Below are 2658 nucleotides of genomic sequence, written 5' to 3'. Positions count from 1 at the left end.
AGAAAACTGAGAGGGATGAGGTGCTCTGGAAAAGCCTAGAAATTTTCTAAAATCACTTGAAATGTTGATGATAAAAATGAGAGTGGAAATGGTAGGTAGACCGAGCAAGTTGTAAAAGATAAATGCTTTGAGCATACCTTCAAGTGGAAAATCTCTGTTTTTTCCAACATTAGAGTAGTAAACACTGTAGAAAGATTTTGGAATAACATCATCTGTGTCAATAAACTGGTTAAAAAGAGAAAAAAGTTGATCTGATTTGTATGAAGTGAGTTCATCAAACTCAGCATCAAGATCAAACAGGGAAACCTGATTAGAAGCAGAAATTAGCATTATTACCTTCCTTTCTTTTGAGTATGAGTTATCAACAGGAACACACCTTATTTATACCCAAAATGGAGGGTAATATGCTATTTCTATAAATAAAAGCAAGTATTTTCAATGCTTACAGAGTTTCGCAAGAAACTACAATAATTTTATTAAGGAGGAAAACATGAGCATTATATTTAAAAGATTCAAAGCAAGAAAGTACATAGGTTTATTCATGGCTTTTATAACCCTCATCGGTACAACAAATATACCAGTTAGTGCCGTTGACACCGACACCGAACACCCTGTGGTCTCTGTACAACGTACTTTCCTACCGGCTATGCCTCGCCACGACTATCTCATTTCAGTTGATGCTGAAGATAATAAAGGCATCGAAGAGGTGACCATCACCTATACTATTTTTGGTAAAAATACCGACAGTGAAGGTAAAACCTTCTCCGATCAACAAATGACTAAAAACGATACAAATGGACGATATGAGTATAATATTCTAGGTGAGCAAATTTCATATCTGGCTGGAGGATTCACCTTTTATATTACTGCAACAGATGTAAATAGTTTAAAAGTCACTACAGAATCACTAAGTGTATCGACTACCGAATATGTTAATGCAACTACCGTCACACCTAGTAGTTATTATGAAAATCCTCGTGTATATGGTGTTCCAGCTGCTGAAATCTTTAGCATTGATGGTTATATTAGTAACGATACTGAATATCCTGTGATTATCGTGCCAACTTATTTTAGCCCTGCTCGACCCGGTTTTGATTATCGCATTTCAGTCATTGCCCAAGATAATAAAGGCATTCAAAAGGTTACTGTCGACTATAAGATGGGCGAAAAAAGCTTTAACACTCGAGAAATGACTAAAAGTACCATAAATGGCAGGTATGAATATAAAATTCCATATACCGAACTTTCACCACATGGTACTCATTTCAACTTTACCGTTACTGCAACAAATATGGCAGGTTTAAAAACAACTACAGATGGGTCATCAAACGTTTACATCAACGCTAGACCTAATCACGTTCCTAAGGTCGACGATTATAAAGTAACTGTCTTCACACATACTGGTAATAGCAACGCTAATAACTATACTGAAAATCCTTATGACAAGCCTGTCCCACTTCCCCAAAATAGCGAAGATGATCATATAGACAAAACTTATATAGAAAGTGCCCCTGTTACGATTAAAGATGTCTTAGCACTTAAATGTGGCACAGAAAATATCACTGTTACAGGACAAATTGCTTATTTTGCAAAAGAATATGCAAATCCAGTGATTCAATCCGTTATTGATGGGATCCCTTATTCTCTTTATATCTATGGAGCTACACCAACGGATGCCAAAATTGGGGATCAAGTAAAACTAACAGGCACTTATATCATCGAAAGAGGATTTCCAATGCTTAAGTTGATCACTGCTAGAGAAATAATAGGTTCTGATACGCCAATGGCACCAGAGATCCTTACGATCGAGGACCTGAATACAAAGGGTTTAGACATGCTAGGGCGGTTCATTAAGGTAAAAAGCGTCAAACTTGGAGCTTACAATGCTTATGGATTAACCGAGATCACAGATGCAACGGGTACTATCAACATTTACAAAGCTGCTGCCTTTTCAACATTAGTAAAGGAAGGTGATGTGGTTGATTTATATGCCACAATAGGTTGCGTCGATTCAACTGTACAATTATACACTGGAACAAAAGAATCTAATGGTTACACCATCTATGAAACAATTACAGACACAACTCCCCCTACGATTACCGTACCAGATTATTACAAAGAAGTTCGAACAGGCAATCTACCTTTTATTATCCCTGCCATTGTTAAAGACAATAAAGGTATTCAAAAGGTTACTGTCACCTATATAGATCGTTGCGAAATAAAAACCAAAGTTATCCACAAGCAAAATTGAAATATCTAAAAAAGTTCAAAAAAAAAGCGCAACAGAATAAAGACTTACTCAATTTCGCAGTAAGTTATTCTATGCAACCATAGTTTTTATAGACAAATGACCAATGTTTAATTTACTTTTATGAATGATAATGAAAGCAATCAATTGTGTGATGCCAGCTAAAAAGATGTTTGATTTCAGGGTTAAGGTTTTATTGACTTTGGAAATATTGATTTGCATAAAGGATTTAAGTTGTGCGATGGTTCTTTCACAAACCGTTCTTATTTTGTAAAGATTGATCCATTCATTACTATTTCGAGGCATAGCAGCATTGAATCTGAAATTATGGTGAACAGTGATGTTTTTAATTCTTCCATATGGTGAATTGGTACAAGGATTATCACAATCAAGAATAACGGATTTTACTG

At 35.6% G+C, this 2658-nt stretch carries 1 protein-coding gene and 2 pseudogenes; 1 reads left to right on the top strand and 2 read right to left on the bottom strand.

Annotation, left to right across the window (positions count from 1 at the left end):
- A pseudogene (locus tag F3D3_RS23075) lies at positions 1–330 on the bottom strand (hypothetical protein); the annotation flags it as partial.
- 160 nt (positions 331–490) lie between these two features.
- On the opposite strand from F3D3_RS23075, the gene F3D3_RS23070 reads away from it, so the two are divergent.
- Positions 491–2251 carry a hypothetical protein gene (locus F3D3_RS23070; RefSeq protein ID WP_069876875.1) on the top strand — a complete coding sequence of 587 codons (1761 nt, stop codon included), beginning with the start codon at positions 491–493 and terminating at the stop codon, positions 2249–2251.
- Between the two features lie 69 nt (positions 2252–2320).
- Here the strand turns inward: F3D3_RS23070 and F3D3_RS24415 are convergent.
- A pseudogene (locus F3D3_RS24415) lies at positions 2321–2658 on the bottom strand (DDE transposase); the annotation flags it as partial.

It is taken from the genome of Fusibacter sp. 3D3 (assembly GCF_001748365.1).
Taxonomy (GTDB): Bacteria; Bacillota; Clostridia; order Peptostreptococcales; family Acidaminobacteraceae; genus Fusibacter_A.
Note: the sequence above shows the minus strand (reverse complement) of the source record. Positions and strands in the feature narration are given on the sequence as shown.

Coding starts and splice junctions, on each gene's coding strand:
- F3D3_RS23070 (WP_069876875.1), top strand. CDS start 491: ATGAGCATTATATTTAAAAGATTCAAAGCAAGAAAGTACATAGGTTTA.